13 protein-coding genes are annotated in these 15,352 nt (G+C 63.1%); 10 read left to right on the top strand and 3 right to left on the bottom strand.

The window, feature by feature from the left end; genetic code table 11:
- Positions 1 to 237: 237 nt before the first annotated feature.
- Positions 238 to 1,527, top strand: coding sequence for a M18 family aminopeptidase (locus C163_RS06265; RefSeq protein WP_025338066.1), 1,290 nt, complete (start codon positions 238 to 240; stop codon positions 1,525 to 1,527).
- Between the two features lie 95 nt (positions 1,528 to 1,622).
- Here the strand turns inward: C163_RS06265 and C163_RS27045 are convergent.
- A protein-coding gene (locus C163_RS27045; RefSeq protein ID WP_371257950.1) for an IS3 family transposase occupies positions 1,623 to 2,974 on the bottom strand; the annotation gives its coding sequence in 2 pieces (ribosomal slippage) (positions 1,623 to 2,503 and positions 2,503 to 2,974; 1,353 coding nt in all).
- 172 nt (positions 2,975 to 3,146) lie between these two features.
- Here C163_RS27045 and C163_RS27285 point away from each other — a divergent pair.
- Both C163_RS27285 and C163_RS06250 read left to right on the top strand, forming a co-directional pair.
- Positions 3,147 to 3,314, top strand: a complete 168-nt coding sequence (locus C163_RS27285) for a hypothetical protein (RefSeq protein WP_170929313.1) — start codon at positions 3,147 to 3,149, stop codon at positions 3,312 to 3,314.
- A 44-nt stretch (positions 3,315 to 3,358) separates the two neighbouring features.
- Positions 3,359 to 5,515, top strand: coding sequence for a mechanosensitive ion channel family protein (locus tag C163_RS06250; RefSeq protein WP_025338065.1), 2,157 nt, complete (start codon positions 3,359 to 3,361; stop codon positions 5,513 to 5,515).
- A 111-nt stretch (positions 5,516 to 5,626) separates the two neighbouring features.
- On the opposite strand, the gene phnR is transcribed toward C163_RS06250, so the two are convergent.
- Entirely contained in the window at positions 5,627 to 6,340 is a 714-nt protein-coding gene (gene phnR / locus C163_RS06245) for a phosphonate utilization transcriptional regulator PhnR (RefSeq protein WP_025338064.1), read from the bottom strand.
- Positions 6,341 to 6,657: 317 nt separating this feature from the next.
- Between phnR and C163_RS06240 the strand changes: the two genes are divergently transcribed.
- The 6 genes from C163_RS06240 to C163_RS06215 all read left to right on the top strand — a co-directional run bounded on the left by C163_RS06240 (position 6,658) and on the right by C163_RS06215 (position 11,967).
- Complete coding sequence (locus C163_RS06240) at positions 6,658 to 7,722, top strand: ABC transporter substrate-binding protein (RefSeq protein ID WP_025338063.1); 1,065 nt, start codon at positions 6,658 to 6,660, stop codon at positions 7,720 to 7,722.
- Positions 7,723 to 7,869: 147 nt separating this feature from the next.
- Positions 7,870 to 8,676: an alkaline phosphatase family protein gene (locus C163_RS06235; protein WP_025338062.1), complete on the top strand. Its 807-nt coding sequence runs from the start codon at positions 7,870 to 7,872 to the stop codon at positions 8,674 to 8,676.
- On the top strand, positions 8,673 to 9,524 hold the full coding sequence (locus C163_RS06230; RefSeq protein WP_025338061.1) for an ABC transporter permease subunit: 852 nt from the start codon (positions 8,673 to 8,675) through the stop codon (positions 9,522 to 9,524). The genes C163_RS06235 and C163_RS06230 overlap by 4 nt, the downstream gene beginning before the upstream one ends.
- Complete coding sequence (locus C163_RS06225) at positions 9,514 to 10,308, top strand: ABC transporter permease (protein ID WP_013971414.1); 795 nt, start codon at positions 9,514 to 9,516, stop codon at positions 10,306 to 10,308. Before C163_RS06230 ends, C163_RS06225 begins: the two co-directional genes overlap by 11 nt.
- Before the next feature lies 1 nt (position 10,309).
- Positions 10,310 to 11,299, top strand: coding sequence for an ABC transporter ATP-binding protein (locus tag C163_RS06220; protein ID WP_025338060.1), 990 nt, complete (start codon positions 10,310 to 10,312; stop codon positions 11,297 to 11,299).
- Positions 11,300 to 11,313: 14 nt separating this feature from the next.
- Positions 11,314 to 11,967 carry an HAD family phosphatase gene (locus C163_RS06215; RefSeq protein ID WP_025338059.1) on the top strand — a complete coding sequence of 218 codons (654 nt, stop codon included), beginning with the start codon at positions 11,314 to 11,316 and terminating at the stop codon, positions 11,965 to 11,967.
- A gap of 117 nt (positions 11,968 to 12,084) precedes the next feature.
- On the opposite strand, the gene C163_RS06210 is transcribed toward C163_RS06215, so the two are convergent.
- Complete coding sequence (locus C163_RS06210; protein ID WP_025338058.1) at positions 12,085 to 13,047, bottom strand: NAD(P)H-quinone oxidoreductase; 963 nt, start codon at positions 13,045 to 13,047, stop codon at positions 12,085 to 12,087.
- A 143-nt stretch (positions 13,048 to 13,190) separates the two neighbouring features.
- Here C163_RS06210 and C163_RS06205 point away from each other — a divergent pair, with 143 nt between their 5' ends.
- Positions 13,191 to 15,272, top strand: a complete 2,082-nt coding sequence (locus C163_RS06205; RefSeq protein ID WP_025338057.1) for a carboxy terminal-processing peptidase — start codon at positions 13,191 to 13,193, stop codon at positions 15,270 to 15,272.
- The last annotated feature ends 80 nt before the right edge of the window (positions 15,273 to 15,352 follow it).

The following is a 15,352-nucleotide window of genomic DNA, read 5'->3' as shown; positions in this document are numbered from 1 at the left end:
AGAGGCGCTGGCTTGCTTCTATCGTCGCTTGCAAACGATGCATTCTTTATCGGCGCTTTGGTGAAGGGGTGGGGCGAGTTCTCCCACGGTCTGTACTGCTGTGAACAGTCAGATTCGGCTTTTTCGTCCCACCACCCCTTCGAGTATCACCATACAAGCGGCTTCAGCCGCGAAGAGGCAGACACAATTTGTCGACCTAATACGCTAAACTCGCGCCACTGCTGTCTGGAGTGAGCTATGCGCGACGTACTGAATTCTGGCCTTATCGACTTCCTCAAGGCCTCCCCCACGCCCTTCCACGCCACCGCCAGCCTGGCCCAGCGCCTGGAAGCTGCCGGCTACCAGCGCCTGGACGAGCGCGACAGCTGGGCCACAGTGCCTGGCGGCCGCTACTACGTCACCCGCAACGACTCGTCGATCATCGCCATCAAGCTGGGCAAGCAGGCACCGTTGCTGAACGGTATCCGCATGGTCGGCGCCCACACCGACAGCCCGTGCCTGCGGGTCAAGCCGCAGCCCGAGCTGCAGCGCCAGGGCTTCCTGCAGCTGGGCGTCGAAGTGTATGGCGGCGCCCTGCTGGCGCCATGGTTCGACCGCGACCTGTCGCTGGCCGGCCGGGTCACCTACCGCCGTGACGGCAAGGTCGAAAGCCAGTTGATCGACTTCAAGCTGCCGATCGCGGTCATCCCCAACCTGGCGATCCATCTCAACCGCACCGCCAACGAAGGCTGGGCGATCAACCCGCAGAACGAGCTGCCGCCGATCCTGGCCCAGGTAGCGGGTGACGAACGCATCGACTTCCGCGCCCTGCTCACCGAGCAACTGGCCCGCGAGCACGAACTGATCGCCGATGTGGTGCTGGATTACGAGCTGAGCTTCTACGACACCCAGGACGCCGCGCTGGTCGGCCTGAACGGCGACTTCATCGCCGGTGCGCGCCTGGACAACCTGTTGTCGTGCTACGCCGGCCTGCAGGCCCTGCTGGCCGCCGACAGCGACGAAACCTGCGTACTGGTGTGCAACGACCATGAAGAAGTCGGCAGCTGCTCGGCCTGTGGCGCCGACGGGCCGATGCTGGAGCAGACCCTGCAACGCCTGCTGCCGGATGGCGACGCCTACGTGCGCACCATCCAGCGCTCGCTGATGGTGTCGGCCGACAACGCCCACGGCGTGCACCCCAACTACGCCGACAAGCACGACGGCAACCACGGGCCCAAGCTCAACGCCGGGCCGGTAATCAAGGTGAACAACAACCAGCGCTACGCTACCAACAGCGAAACCGCCGGGTTCTTCCGTCACCTGTGCATGGCCGAGGAAGTGCCGGTGCAGAGCTTCGTGGTACGCAGCGACATGGGCTGTGGCTCGACCATCGGGCCGATTGCAGCCAGCCACCTGGGCGTGCGTACGGTGGATATCGGCTTGCCGACCTTTGCCATGCATTCGATTCGCGAGCTGTGCGGCAGCCATGACCTGGCGCACCTGGTGAAGGTGCTGAGTGCCTTCTACCGATGCCGCGAGTTGCCCTGATGCCTTGATGCAAGCAGGCCTGGCCTCTTCGCGGGTAAACCCGCTCCCACAGGTACCGCACAGTTCCTGGACTGCCCCCGAAAAGTTGGACAGTTTTAGCCAGTGGCCTGAGTCCTGTAGCTGACAGGGCTCAGGCCATTGAGTTTCAGCCTGATGCGGTCATGGTTGTAGTAATGGATGTACTCTTCCAGGCCCGCCTTCAGCTGTTCGACGCTTTCAAAGCGCTTCAGGTAGAAGAACTCTGACTTCAGTGTGCCGAAGAAGCTTTCCATCGCTGCATTATCCAGACAATTGCCCTTGCGAGACATGCTCTGCTTCACACCGCGCGCTGCGAGCTTATGGCGGTATTGGGGCTGCTGGTAATGCCATCCCTGGTCTGAGTGGATCACTAGCTTGGGCTTTTCACCCAACCCATCGAGCGCCTTTTCCAGCATGTTCCCGACCAAGCCATAGGTAGGCCGGCAAGCTGTTTCATAGGCGATGATCTCACCGTTGTACAAGTCCATCACGGGCGACAGGTAGAGCTTTTGTTGGGCCACTTTGAACTCAGTGACATCGGTCACCCACTTCTGGTTGGGGCGTTGCGCGACGAAATTACGCTCAAGCAAATTCATGGCCACCTTGCCGACAATGCCGCGATAGGATCGATACTTCTTCGGGCGTACAACGGACTGCAAACCAAGCTCAGCCATCAACCGTTCAATGACCTTCTTGTTGACCAAGGTCCCCTGATTCCTGATGGCAAGGGCAATGCGGCGGTAGCCATACAGCCCTTTCTCCTCGTGATAGACACGCTGCACCAACTCCTTGAGCGAGGCGTGCCTGTCCGGCTTTTGCTGGCACTTGACCTGGTAATAAAAGGTACTGCGTGGCAACCCCACCATCTGCAAGAGGTCAGGCAGCGGATATTTATGTCTGAATTTGCAGACGATCAGGGCTTTTTCGTCCGTGTTCGCTCCTTCTCCTCTCGCAGAGCCTTTAACTCCTTTAGGACATCATTCTCCATGCGCAGATACTCGAGCTCGCTCAACAACTGCTCACGAGATTTCTCTGCGTCATTGGTGTCTGTCGGCTTGATGGGCTTAATTTTCTTCGGCACGGCTGATTTTCTTTGTTTGGCGAGAGTGGCTACAGGACTGCCACTGTAGTGCTGCCGCAGCCAAATGCCTATCTGTGAGGACTGTCCAAGGTCAAAGTGCGCCGCTGTTTGGCGCAGGGACAGGCGATGCTCAAGCATGTACTTGAGCACCCGCCGCTTGAATTCCTCGGTGTAGCGGCGACCATGCGAGCGAGGGCTGAGGCTGGCATCGACTTGGTAGCCAGCAACCCAGCGCCGAAGCAGGCTGAAATCGATGCCAAAGTGTTGTGCCACCTTGCGAAAGCCCCGGCTGCCCTCTAGGTAAGCGGTGATAGCCGTGAGCTTGAACTGCTCTGTGTATTTACCCATAGATCCCCCAAGGGTTGGATTGGTGTCCAACTTCTTGGGGGCAGTCCATCCTGTGGGAGCGGGTTCACCCGCGAAGAGGCCGGGCCTGCTTGCACCTGCTCAAGGTCAATCCCGCTTCGCCCGCTACCCGCTATGCTTGTTACATGGCCCCACTGCAAAAGGATTGCTGTCCATGTCCCCGTTCCTGTCCCTGTTCGTGCCGGTGTTTCTGTTCCTGATGTTGCTGACCATCGGTTTCAGTCTGCGCGAGCGCAACATCGGCGTACTGATGATGTGGATCGGTACCTTGGGCATCTTCGGACTCACCTGCTGGAAGATCCTCGAGAAACTGCCGTCATAAACCTCTACACTCGGCCAATCGTTTGACCTGAGGTAGTTTTGCCAGTGCCTGCCCTCCTGCGTTGCCTGTTCCTGCTGCTGTTCCTGTTTGTCACCCCGTTACAGGCTGCGGGCCTGCCAGGCCTGCTGGGTGGCAGCGCGCCCGCGCAGCCAGAGGCCAGCGAACCGCTGGGCAAGTCGCTGGACGAGGTGATCAAGAACCTGGAAAACGACCAGCAGCGGGCCAAGTTGCTGGCCGACCTGAAAAAGCTGCGCGACGCCACCAGGCAATCGCAACCCACCGTCGAACAGGGCGTGCTCGGCCTGATCGGCGGCGCCCTGCATGACTTCGAAAAGCAATTCAGCGGCGATGCCAGCCCGTTCCATCGCTGGGCCGCGGAAATCGAACAGGCCCAGGCCGAACTGACCGAGTTGATGGTGCCAGTGCACCAGTGGCCGGCCATCCTGTTCGGCTTTGCCGCCGTCATTGCCGTCTGGAGCGTGCTGGCCTACGCCTTCAACTGGGTCGGGCATCGGGTACGCCTGCGTTTTGGCCTGAGCGAGGAACTGCCACAGCACCCGCGCACCTGGGACCTGGTGCGCTTCGCCCTGCGCAAGCTGGGCCCGTGGCTGGTTGCGCTGTTGTTCACCGTGTACCTGAGCTTCGTGCTGCCGCCGTCGCTGGGCAAGTCGCTGGCCATGGTGCTGGCCTACGCACTGGTGGTCGGCACCTGCTTCTCGGCCATCTGCGTGATCGCCTTCTCGCTGCTCGACGGCCCCCACCGCCACCGCGCCCTGCACATCCTGCGCCACCAGGCGTTCCGCCCGCTGTGGCTGATCGGCAGCTTCGCCGCGTTTGGCGAAGCGATGAGCGACCCGCGCCTGATGGTCGCCCTCGGCACCCACCTGGCCCACGCCCTGGCCACCCTGGCCAACGTGATTGCGGCGCTGTGCACCGGGCTGTTCATCCTGCGCTTCCGCCGCCCGATCGCCCACCTGATTCGCAACCAGCCACTGTCACGGCGCCTGACCCGACGCACCCTCAGCGACACCATCGAGATCCTCGGCAGCTTCTGGTTCGTGCCGGCACTGATCCTGGTGGCGATTTCGCTGTTCGCTACCTTCATCTCGGCCGGCGACACCAGCACCGCCCTGCGCCAGTCGCTGATGTGCACGGTGCTGGTGGTGGTGTGCATGGTGCTCAACGGCCTGGTGCGCCGCCACGCTGCCAACCCCAAGCGCGCCAACAAACGCCAGGCGGTGTACGCCGAGCGCCTGCGCAACTTCGGTTACCTGCTGGTGCACCTGTTCATCTGGCTGGTGTTCATCGAGCTGGGGCTGCGCGTGTGGGGCCTGTCGATGATCAGCTTCGCCGAGGGCGACGGCCACGACATAAGCGTGCGCCTGCTGGGCCTGGCCGGCACGCTGATCGTCGCCTGGCTGGTGTGGATCCTTGCCGACACCGCCGTGCACCACGCCCTGGTGCGCTCGCGCCGAGGCCTGGCCAACGCCCGCGCGCAAACCATGATGCCGTTGATCCGCAACGTGATGTTCGTGGTCATCTTCATCATCGCGGTGATCGTCGCCCTGGCCAACATGGGCATGAACGTCACCCCGCTGCTGGCGGGTGCCGGTGTGATCGGCCTGGCCATCGGCTTTGGTGCGCAGTCGCTGGTGGCCGACCTGATCACCGGGCTGTTCATCATCATCGAGGACTCGCTGGCCATCGACGACTACGTCGATGTGGGCGGGCACCTGGGCACGGTGGAGGGGCTGACCATCCGTACCGTGCGCCTGCGTGACATCGACGGCATCGTGCATACCATCCCGTTCAGCGAGATCAAGAGCATCAAGAACTACTCGCGCGAGTTCGGCTACGCGATCTTCCGCGTGGCGATCCCGCACAGCATGAACATCGACCAGGCGATCACGCTGATTCGCGAAGTGGGGCAGAAGCTGCGCAACGACCCGCTGATGCGCCGCAACATCTGGTCGCCGCTGGAGCTGCAGGGGGTGGAGAGCTTCGAGTCGGGGTCGGCGATCTTGCGGGCGCGGTTCAAGACTGCGCCTATCAAGCAGTGGGAGGTTTCGCGGGCGTTCAACCTGGCGTTGAAGCGGCAGCTGGATGAGGCCGGGCTGGATTTGGCTACGCCGCGGTTGTCGGTGCAGGTGGTGACGGCGGCTGGTGGCACGATGGCAGATGGCAACGCCGTATCGAACTAGGGCCGCTTCGCGCCCCATCGCGACACAAGGCCGCTCCTACAGGAGTACGCGCTCGCCTGTAGGAGCGGCCTTGTGTCGCGATGGGCTGCAAAGCAGCCCCAAAAACCATGGTCAACCCGCCTGGGCGCGGATGCGGATGGCATCATGCCGCCAATACTCCAGGTCACAGTCGATCAGGTGCCCATGCTGGTCACTGTTGACCCGGGTGATATGCAACCCTGGGCTTCCCGCCGACACCTTCAAGGCACTGGCCGCCTCCACCGGCAACGCCGTCGGCAAGATCTCGAAGCACACCTGCCCATACTGGATGCCATACACCCGCCCATAAATCTCGGTCAGCGACTGGGCCAGGTCCTGTTCGAGAATCTCCGGGAAGTACCGGGGGTTGAGGTAGTGCTCGGCATACAGCACCGCCCGCCCATCGATCCGCCGTAACCGGCAGATACGCACCACACTGGACAACGCCGGCAGCTGCAAGCGCGCACAGATGGCCGCCGAGGCCGGCTGCAGCCGCGCCGACAACAGTTCGGTACTGGGCACCCGCCCCTGGTCGCGGACCATGGCATGGAAGTGGCTGCGCTCGATAAGGTCGTAGGTCAGCCGTTCGGGCGCGACGAACCAGCCGCGGCGCTCTTCGCGGTAGATCAGCCCCTGGGCTTCCAGCTGCACCAGCGCCTCACGCAGGGTAATGCGCGTGGTATCGAACACCTCGCTGAGCTTGCGCTCGGCCGGCAGCTTGCCGCCCGGCGCCAGCAGGCCGTGCTCGATCTGCTCCTGCAGGGCGTGACAGATGGCTGTTACCGCACGCGGTGGCATCGACTGCATCAAAGGTTACCTATCTGGACTAGTCCAGCCCCAGAACAGGGCACTTGGAGAATAGTGCAAGCCTAGGCAGGGCTGATGAACATCCTGTGACAAAGGCTTTGGCCAGACACTGCCAGAAACGCGCCAACCCAGCAGAACCGGGGCGGTTCCGTGGTCTACGCTGTAGCTTCAGGGCCTTCACCGGCCCTTCCCTACATCAAACTGTCACGCAAGCAGCCTACCTTGGCTCAAGGTTTGCTGACCTAGACCAACGGTCACCAGACAACGGCTTCACTCATAACAACCATCGCTAAAGGCACCCACCCAAGGAGCTTCGGATGAAAAAGTTGTTCATGGCGTCACTGCTCGGTTCGGCCATCGCCCTGTGTACCACGGCCATGGCCGCCGATACCGACCTCAAGGCCCTGGAAGACGCCGCCCGCAAGGAAGGCAACGTCAACAGCGTGGGCATGCCCGATGCCTGGGCCAACTGGAAAGGCACCTGGGAAGACCTGGCCAGCAAGTACGGCCTCAAGCACAGCGACACCGACATGAGCTCGGCCCAGGAAATCGCCAAGTTCGAAGCCGAGAAGGACAACGCCAGCGCCGACATCGGCGACGTGGGTGCCGCCTTCGGCCCGATCGCCGTGAGCAAGGGCGTGAGCCAGGCGTACAAGCCGAGCACCTGGGACCAGGTGCCGACCTGGGCCAAGGACAAGGACGGCCACTGGGCGTTGGCCTATACCGGCACCATCGCTTTCATCATCAACAAGGACCTGGTCAAGGAAGGCGAGCGGCCAACGACCTGGCACGACCTGGAAAAAGGCAAATACAAGGTTGCCATCGGTGACGTCGGCACCGCAGCCCAGGCCGCCAACGGCGTGCTGGCAGCGGCTATCGCCTACAAGGGTGACGAGACCAACCTGGCACCGGGCCTGCAACTGTTCACCAAGCTGGCCCAGCAGAAGCGCCTGTCGCTGGCCAACCCGACCATCCAGACCCTGGAGAAGGGCGAGGTGGAAGTGGGCGTGGTGTGGGACTTCAACGGCCTGAGCTACCGTGAACAGATCGACCCCAAGCGTTTCGAAGTGCTGATCCCGTCGGATGGCTCGGTGATCTCCGGCTATACCACCATCATCAACAAGTACGCCAAGCACCCGAACGCGGCCAAGCTGACGCGTGAATACATCTTCAGCGACGCCGGGCAGATCAACCTGGCCAAGGGGCATGCGCGGCCGATCCGTGCCGAGCACCTGAAGCTGCCGGACGATGTACAGGCCAAGCTGCTGCCCAACGAACAGTACAAGGCCGCGCAGCCGATCAAGAATGCCGAGGCCTGGGAAGCGACCTCGAAGAAACTGCCGCAGATGTGGCAGGAGCAGGTGATCATCGAGATGGAGTAAGGGGCTAGTTTCTCTAGCGCCTGGACGGGCCCTTTCGCGGGTAAACCCGCTCCCACAGGTACAGCGCACACCTCAAGGCCGGCGCATGCCCCTGTAGGAGCGGGATTACCCGCGAAGAAGCCAACGCGGTTTATGACTGGAGCCACCATGCAACACAACGTCATCCTGGTCCTGCTCGACGGCCTCAACTATCAGGTCGCCCACCACGCCATGGGCCACCTGCACGCCTATGTCGAGGCCGACCGTGCCGCGCTGTACCGCGTGGAATGCGAACTGCCGTCGCTGTCGCGGCCGCTGTACGAGTGCATCCTCACCGGTGTGCCGCCGATCGACAGCGGCATCGTGCACAACAACGTCAACCGCCTGTCCAACCAGCGCAGCGTGTTCCACTACGCCCGCGAGGCCAATCTGGGCACTGCGGCGGCGGCCTATCACTGGATGAGCGAACTGTACAACCGCTCGCCCTTCGACCCGCAGCGTGACCGCCATACCCACGCACCGAAACTGCCGATCCAGCACGGGCTGTTCTACTGGGACGACCGTTACCCCGATTCGCACCTGCTGGCCGATGGCGAATACCTGCGCCGCCGCCACGCCCCCAACTTCCTGCTGGTGCACCCGATGAGCATCGACGATGTCGGCCACCATCACGGCCTGGACAGCAGCCAGTACCGCAACGCCGCGCGCAGCGCCGACATCCTGCTGGCCGACTACCTGCCGGGCTGGCTCGAAGAGGGTTACCAGGTACTGGTCACCGCCGACCACGGCATGAACAACGATCGCTCGCACAATGGCCTGCTGACCGAGGAGCGCGAAGTGCCGCTGTTCGTCTTCGGCGATGCCTTCAGCCTCGACCCTGCGGCCAAACCGCTGCAGACCGAACTGTGCGGGACCATCTGCGAGCTGCTCGGCGCACCGCATGACAAGAGCGTCTGCCGGGAGCTGCTGAAGTGACCACACCCAAGAGCAGCAGCGCCCGTGGCCGCTACCTGGCCCTGCTCTGCCTGGTACCGTTCGCCGTGTTCTTCGTCATCTTCCAGATCGCCCCGCTGGCCTGGGTGGCGATCAACAGCCTGCAATCGGAAGCAGGTTGGGGCGTGGACAACTTCAGCAAGGTATTCGCCTCGAAGTTCTACCTGCAGGCCCTGCAGCGCAGCCTGGAGATCAGCTTCTGGTCGAGCCTTTTCGGCATCGTCATCGCCACCCTCGGCGCCTATTCGCTGCGCCAGGTGGACTCGAAGCTGCGCGACTTCGTCAGCGCCTTCGCCAACATGACCAGCAACTTCGCCGGGGTGCCGCTGGCCTTCGCCTTCATCATCCTGCTCGGTTTCAACGGCGCGCTGACCCTGCTGCTGAAGCAGGTCGGCCTGCTGGAGGACTTCAGCATCTATTCCAAGAGCGGGCTGATCCTGGTGTACACCTACTTCCAGATCCCGCTTGGCGTGTTGCTGCTGTACCCCGCGTTCGACGCCCTGCGTGAAGACTGGCGCGAGTCGGCCGCGCTGCTGGGCGCCAACCATTGGCAATTCTGGCGGCACATCGGCCTGCCGGTGCTGACCCCGGCACTGCTGGGCACCTTCGTCATCCTGCTGGCCAACGCCCTCGGTGCCTATGCCACCGTGTACGCGCTGACCACCGGCAACTTCAACGTACTGCCGATCCGCATCGCCGGCCTGGTGGCCGGTGACATCAGCCTCGATCCCAACCTGGCCAGCGCCCTGGCGATGGTCCTGGTGGGGCTGATGACGCTGGTCACGGTGGTGCATCAATGGCTGCTGAAAAGGAGCTACCATGCGCGCTGACGCCCGTTCCGGCGGCTGGTACCACCGCGCCGTGGTCTACCTGCTGTTCCTCATCCTGCTGCTGCCGCTGGCCGGCACCCTGCTCTACTCGCTGGCCACCAGCTGGTCGGCCAGCCTGCTGCCCAGCGGCCTGACCTTCAAGTGGTACATCGCGCTGTGGAGCGAGCCGCGCTTCCTGGCTGCCTTCGGCCAGTCGCTGCTGGTGTGCGTGGGCGCGCTGCTGCTGTCGGTGGTGCTGATCCTGCCGCTGCTGTTCGTGGTGCACTACCACTTCCCCAGGCTCGACGCGCTGATGAACATCCTCATCCTGCTGCCGTTCGCGGTGCCGCCGGTGGTGTCGTCGGTGGGGCTGCTGCAGCTGTATGGCAGCGGGCCCATGGCCATGGTCGGCACGCCGTGGATCCTGATCGGCTGCTACTTCACCATTGCCCTGCCGTTCATGTACCGCGCCATTACCAACAACCTGCAGGCGATCAACCTGCGCGACCTGATGGACGCCGCCCAGCTGCTGGGCGCCAGCACCTGGCAGGCGGCGCTGCTGGTGGTGCTGCCGAACCTGCGCAAGGGCCTGATGGTGGCTCTGCTGCTGTCGTTCTCGTTCCTGTTCGGCGAGTTCGTGTTCGCCAACCTGCTGGTCGGCACCCGCTACGAGACCCTGCAGGTTTACCTGAACAACATGCGCAACAGCAGCGGCCACTTCAACAGCGCGTTGGTGATTTCGTACTTCGCCTTCGTGCTGGTACTGACCTGGGTCGCCAACCGCCTGAACAAGGACAAGACCTGACATGAGCTTCGTCAGCGTACAGAAACTGCAAAAAAGCTACGCCGGCAGCCCGGTGTTCGAGAACATCGACTGCCGTATCGAACGCGGCGAGTTCGTTACCCTGCTTGGCCCGTCCGGTTGCGGCAAGTCCACGCTGCTGCGCTGCATCGCCGGGCTCACCCCGGTGGACAGCGGGCAGATCCTGCTCGACGGCCATGACATCGTGCCGCTGAGCCCGCAAAAGCGTGGCATTGGCATGGTGTTCCAGAGCTATGCGCTGTTCCCCAACATGACCGTGGAGCAGAACGTCGCCTTCGGCCTGCGCATGCAGAAGGTCAAGGCCGAAGAAAGCCAGGCCCGGGTACGCGAGGCGCTGGAGCTGGTGGAGCTGGGCAACTTCGCCGGGCGCTACCCGCACCAGTTGTCCGGCGGCCAGTGCCAGCGCGTGGCCCTGGCCCGTTCGCTGGTCACCCGCCCGCGCCTGCTGCTGCTCGACGAGCCGCTGTCGGCGCTGGATGCGCGCATCCGCAAGCACCTGCGCGAGCAGATCCGCGCCATCCAGCGCGAGCTGGGGCTGACCACCATTTTCGTCACCCACGACCAGGAAGAAGCGCTGACCATGTCCGACCGCATCTTCCTGATGAACCAGGGCCGCATCGTCCAGAGCGGCGATGCCGAAACCCTCTACACCGCGCCGGTGGACCTGTTTGCCGCCGGCTTCATCGGCAACTACAACCTGCTCGACGCCGACAGCGCCAGCCGCCTGCTGCAGCGCCCGGTGGCCAGCCGCCTGGCGATCCGCCCCGAGTCGATCACCCTGGGCATCAACGGCGAACTGGACGCCGAAGTGCGCAGCCACAGCCTGCTGGGCAACGTGATCCGCTACCGGGTGCGGGTACGCGAGGTGGAACTGGTGGTCGACGTGCTCAACCGCTCACCGTCCGACCTGCACGCGGACGGGCAACGGGTAAGCTTGTCGATCGACCCCACGGCGCTACGAGAAGTGGCCTAAGGAGAATCAACACCATGGCACTGGCAATTTTCGATCTGGACGAAACCCTGATCCACGGCGACTGCGCGTCGCTGTGGAGCGAGCAGATGGCCCGGCTGGGCTGGGTCGACGGCAAGGAATTCCTGCGCCGCGACCATGAGTTGATGGAGGCCTATGGCAGGGGCCACCTGCGGATGGAGGAGTACATGGCCTTCAGCCTGGAGCCGATTGCCGGGCGCACCCTGGAAGAGGTCGAGCACCTGGTGGCGCCGTGGGTCGAAGAGGTGATCGAGCCGATCATCTACGGCGACGCCTGCCGCTGCATTGCCGAGCACCGCAAGCGCGGGGACCGCATCCTGATCATTTCGGCGTCGGGTACGCACCTGGTCGGGCCGATTGCGGCGCGGCTGGGGGTGGACGAGTACCTGGCGATCGAACTGGAGGCGGTGAACGGGGTTTATACCGGCAAGACCCATGGGGTGCTGACCTATCGCGAAGGGAAGATCACGCGGTTGCTGGAATGGCTGGACCAGGAGCAGGAGAACCTGGAGGGGGCGAGTTTCTATTCCGACTCGCGGAACGATTTGCCGTTGTTGTTGAAGGTGGATCATCCGCATGTGGTGAACCCGGATGCGGTGTTGCGGGAGCATGCCGAGGTCAATGGCTGGCCGGTTCTAAGCTGGACTTGAGGGCCATGGGGGCGCTTTGCGCCCCTTTCGCGACACAAGGCCGCTCCTACAGGAGATTGCATTCCCTTGTAGGAGCGGCCTTGTGTCGCGATGGGCTGCAAAGCAGCCCCGGCAATCTCAAGCCAGGCCTGGGTCGATCACCATCACCAGCTTGCCCGACACCTGGTTGGTCTCAAGCTCGGCATACGCCGCCTGGGCAAACTCCACCGGGTAGGTATCCACCAGCTGCGGCGACAGGCGCCCTTCGGCAAACAGCGGCCAAACCTGCTGCTGCAAATCGCGCAGCAACTCGGCCTTGAAGCCGTCATCGCGGTTGCGCAGCGTGGAGCCGGTAATCTCCAGGCGCTTGCCCAGTACCTGTGCCAGGTCCAGCTCGAACTTGCGCCCGCCCATCAGGCCGATGATCACCCAGCGCCCGTCACGTGCCAGCAACTTGAGGTTGAGCTCGCCGTAGCTGGCGCCCACCGGGTCGAGAATCACATCGAACGGGCCGAAACCTTCCAGCGCATCCAGGTTCTCGTTGCGTACCACACCGCCGGCGGCGCCCAGCGCCTCGCAGTAGGCCAGGCGGTCCTGCGAACCGACGCTGACCCACACCGGGCTGCCGAATGCCTTGCACAGCTGGATGGCGGCCGAGCCAACGCCGCTGGCGCCAGCGTGCACCAGCACTTTCTCGCCAGCTTTGACGCCACCCAGCTGGAAGATGTTCAGCCAGGCAGTGGCATACACCTCCGGCAACGCCGCCGCCTCGTGCAGGCTCAGGCCTTCGGGCACCGGCAGCACGTGGCGGGCATCCACCACCACTTCCTCGGCCATGGCGCCGCTGGCCAGCAGCGCGCACACCCGGTCACCCACCCGCCAGTCGGCACCGGCACCCACTTCCTCGATCACCCCGGCGCACTCCAGGCCCATGTAGGGGCTGGCGCCTGGCGGTGGTGGATACAAACCTTTCATCTGCAGCAGATCGGCGCGGTTCAGCCCCGCTGCGGCCACGCGAATACGCACCTGGCCAGCGTCACAGGTCGGGCGCTGCGCCTCGACCCAAGCCACATGTCCGTCAACGCCTTGCAATGCCTTCACAGTGCCTCCATAGTTGAATCATATGACCGAGCCTGGGTGAGCATGTCCCAGGCTTTTTGCAGTATGCGCCCGGCTCCCATGGAACCGGCGAACGGAAAAGACGGCCTACTATGCGTGATCAATTGCCTCCACGTCGAATCAGCATGAAGCATTTCCTCCCAAGCACCGCCCTGGCCCTGATGATCGGCCTGGGCAGCCTCACGCTCGGCGGCAATGCGGCGGCCGCCAACAAATGGGACAGCCTGCAGCCGGACCGCGACGAGATCGTCGCCAGCCTCAACGTGGTGGAATTGCTCAAGCGCCACCACTACAGCAAGCCGCCACTGGACGACGCCCGTTCGGCCATCATCTATGACAGCTACATCAAGCTGCTGGACCCGGCGCGCAGCTACTTCACCGCTGCCGACATCGCCGAATTCGACAAATGGAAAACGCAATTCGACGATTTCCTCAAGAGCGGTAACCTGGACCCGGGCTTCACCATCTACAAACGCTATCTGGACCGCGTCAAGCAACGTCTGGACTTCGCCCTGGCCGAGCTGAACAAGGGCGTGGACAAGATCGACTTCAACGCCAAGGAAACCTTGCTGATCGACCGCAAGGACGCCCCGTGGATGAAGGACCAGGCCGAGCTCGACGATTTGTGGCGCAAACGCGTCAAGGACGAAGTGCTGCGCCAGAAGATCGCTGGCAAGGAACCCAAGCAGATCCAGGAAACCCTGACCAAGCGCTACAAGAACCAACTGTCGCGCCTGGACCAGACCCGTGCCGAGGACATCTTCCAGGCCTACATCAATACCTTCGCCCAGTCCTACGACCCGCACACCAACTACCTGTCGCCGGACAACGCAGAAAACTTCGACATCAACATGAGCCTGTCGCTGGAAGGCATCGGCGCAGTACTGCAAAGCGACAACGACCAGGTCAAGATCGTGCGCCTGGTGCCGGCAGGCCCGGCGGCCAAGACCAAGCAGGTGGCACCGGCCGACAAGATCATCGGCGTGGCCCAGGGCAACAAGGAAATGGTCGACGTGGTCGGCTGGCGCCTGGACGAAGTGGTCAAGCTGATCCGCGGCCCGAAAGGCTCGGTGGTGCGCCTGGAGATCATCCCGGCCAGCAACGCGCCTAGCGACCAGACCAGCAAGATCGTGTCGATCACCCGCGAGGCGGTGAAGCTCGAAGAGCAGGCAGCGAAGAAGTCGGTGCTCAAGCTCAAGCAGGACGGGCGTGACTACAAGCTGGGCATCATCGAGATCCCGGCCTTCTACCTCGACTTCAAGGCCTACCGCGCCGGTGACCCGGAGTACAAGAGCACCACGCGGGACGTGAAGAAGCTGCTCACCGAACTGCAGAAAGAAAAAGTCGACGGCGTGGTCATCGACCTGCGCAACAACGGCGGCGGCTCGCTGCAGGAAGCCACCGAGCTGACCAGCCTGTTCATCGAGAAAGGCCCGACCGTGCTGGTGCGCAACAGCGACGGCCGTGTCGACGTGCTGGAAGACGAAAACCCCGGTGCCTTCTACAAGGGCCCGCTGGCGCTGCTGGTCAACCGCCTGTCGGCCTCGGCTTCGGAGATCTTCGCCGGTGCCATGCAGGACTACCACCGTGCGCTGATCATCGGTGGCCAGACCTTCGGCAAGGGCACCGTGCAGACCATCCAGCCACTCAACCATGGCGAGCTGAAGCTTACCTTGGCCAAGTTCTACCGTGTTTCAGGGCAGAGCACCCAGCACCAGGGCGTGCTGCCGGACATCGACTACCCGTCGATCATCGACACCAAGGAAATCGGCGAGAGCGCCCTGCCCGAGGCCATGCCATGGGACACCATTCGCCCGGTGGTCAAGCCGGCGGCCGACCCGTTCAAGCCGTTCCTGGCCCAGCTCAAGGCGCAGCATGAAGCGCGCAGCGACAAGGACGCGGAGTTCACCTACATCCGCGACCGCCTGGCCCTGACCCAGAAGCTGATGAACGAGAAGACCGTCAGCCTCAACGAGCAGGACCGCCGGGCACGCCACGACGAAATCGAGGCCAAGCAGCTGGCGCTGGAAAACATCCGCCGCAAGGCCAAGGGTGAAGAGCCGCTGAAGGAGCTGAAGAAAGAGGACGAGGACGCGCTGCCGACCGAGGATGAAAACACCAAGCCGGAAGACGATGCCTATCTGTCGGAAACCGGTCGCATCCTGATCGACTACCTGAGTGCGAGCACCAAGGTGGCCAAGAAGTAAGGCACTGCGGCAATGATGGCAAATTAGTTTCACTTGTCATCAAACAGTCATCGCGCTGTCGTGAAATAGAGGGGCCGGGC

The organism is Pseudomonas sp. FGI182, from assembly GCF_000511325.1.
GTDB lineage: Bacteria > Pseudomonadota > Gammaproteobacteria > Pseudomonadales > Pseudomonadaceae > Aquipseudomonas > Aquipseudomonas putida_Z.
This window is presented reverse-complemented; position numbering and strand designations above follow the sequence as displayed.